Source organism: Aerococcus sp. UMB1112A (genome assembly GCF_030230715.1).
In the GTDB taxonomy this organism is placed as follows: domain Bacteria; phylum Bacillota; class Bacilli; order Lactobacillales; family Aerococcaceae; genus Aerococcus.
This window is the reverse complement of the sequence record NZ_JASPDS010000052.1, coordinates 1-1,900: the sequence shown is the minus strand read 5'-3', so window position 1 is coordinate 1,900 and position 1,900 is coordinate 1. Positions and strand designations below refer to the sequence as shown.

Sequence of the window (1,900 nt, the reverse complement as noted above, 5' to 3'; positions counted from 1 at the left end):
GGTATTCAGTGCCAAGCTTCAAGAAACTCTTGCAGGTCTTGAAGAAGACCTCGATGTCCCATCTTTTGCCGTAAATTATGATGATCTCATTTTCATCGATCGTCATGTCCGTGCAAATAAGAGCGATCCAGTCTTTGCGGTTGAAACGATTTCTTACGCAGACTATTCTGGCATCAATCTGGGCACCATCTTTGGCGGGATCTCCAACCTTTACAGGGAAGGACAGGAGATATCTTGAACGACCTCGACGCTTCTTGCATGCGTTGAAGATCTGCTTGACGTTCATCTGCTTTCCTTCGAACTCGTATGTGATCTTGGAGCTTTTCTTCACCATGGCGATTACGTTCAAACCACGTTGACTGATTTGGACAATCTGATGAGGATTGGAGAACCAAGTGTCAAACATGACGTACTTGGCAGTGAGTCCTGCTTTCAAGGCTTGATCGAGCAGCTGGATAACTACATCGGTCCCCTTTGATTGGGCCATCTCTTGGCCGCGATTGTGCGCTTGTCGATCTTCTTGGTCGTCCCGATGACATTCTGATTGTTCTTTGAGGACAAGAGTGATGAAGCGATTGGGACAAAGGAGGATCCATCAGTCCAACCCATGGTCATCATTCGAAAGCCCTTCTTGTAGGTCATCGAAACGTGGTCGAATACTTTGGCAGCCAGCTCAGTCTTCTTGGATCCAGTTCTAGAGTAGAGCGAATCGTCAAAGACGAAGCAATCGGCACGTTGGTCAGAAGTCAGATCTTTCAGGTGCCCATTGACGATCCTCTCAGCTAGCAGAATAGTGAGGCGAAGCCAGTTGATATGTGGGTTCTGCATGAATCGATAGTAGGTGTTTTTGGAGAAGCCAGCAGTACACTTGCCATACTTCTGTTGCATGTACATGCTTCTGTCTGGAAACACATTACTGAAGATGTATGAAAGGATCGACCAAAGCGGGATTCCTTCGGACTTGCGGAGCCCACATCTACGGAGAAGCTCCATAACTTTGTAGTCCTTGAAGAACTTTTCAACAGGACGGGCAATTTTAGGTTCGTTTTCAGTATCGAATGATGGTAAACTAGACATAGCACAAGCCTTTCGTTTGATATTGATGATGTTGTAGTTGAATTACATCAAGCGAACAAAGGCCTTGTGCTTTTTTATTGGCTAAACTATTGAATTTTCAAGGTACAAGCCCACTTTTGTAAGTGGGAAGTTTAAGAAGCTAATAAAAGTGGACATTTTCCAGGGGATGCCAGTTAGTCGTTGACTGTTGCCAGCATCCCCAAAAACAAAATATTTTTCTAATCATATTGAAGCCTGTGGACGTATCCGGAAAAAGAAAGCAGGAATCACTATGAACAAGAAAGACATTATCAAGTATCAAACAGCCAGCGGGAAAGATCGCTACAAGTTCATTGTCTACGCTGGAAAAGATGAGACTACAGGAAAATCTATCATCATTAGGAATCAGGGCTTCAAGACACTAAAGGATGCCAAACAAGCTTACTTAGATGTTCAGCAAGCAATCTTGAACGGAGACTATTTGCCAATCAATCAGAAGCGGCTTACTTTCAAGGGCCTGCTTGAACTGTATCTTCCTTTGTACGCTCAAACAGTGAAGGAAACTTCCTTCTACCAGTTCAAGCGCTGTATGGAATCAAAGGTCTTGCCCGTCTTGGGTGATGTTTACTTAGACAAGATCACGCCGCAATTATGCCAGAAGGCCGTTAATCAATGGGCTAGGGAAAGGCCTAAAAGCGGAACTGTATAATTTTATGTGTAAGGATGAACAGTTCCTTAGACTAAATTCTAATTGGGTATAAAAAAAGGGACTCCCTTTCCGTATAATTGATTTGAACACTATCAATACGAAAGGAAATCCCCTATGACTGATTTTAACAAAGAA

1 protein-coding gene and 1 pseudogene are annotated in these 1,900 nt (G+C 43.5%); one reads left to right on the top strand and one right to left on the bottom strand.

All coding sequences use genetic code 11. The features are described 5' to 3' along the window. Window positions 1-1,077 (bottom strand): annotated as a pseudogene (locus tag QP860_RS10590) (IS4 family transposase); the annotation flags it as partial. Between the two features lie 271 nt (window positions 1,078-1,348). Between QP860_RS10590 and QP860_RS10470 the strand changes: the two are divergent. Continuing rightward, window positions 1,349-1,765: an N-terminal phage integrase SAM-like domain-containing protein gene (locus QP860_RS10470; protein WP_013439800.1), complete on the top strand. Its 417-nt coding sequence runs from the start codon at window positions 1,349-1,351 to the stop codon at window positions 1,763-1,765. Window positions 1,766-1,900: the final 135 nt, after the last annotated feature.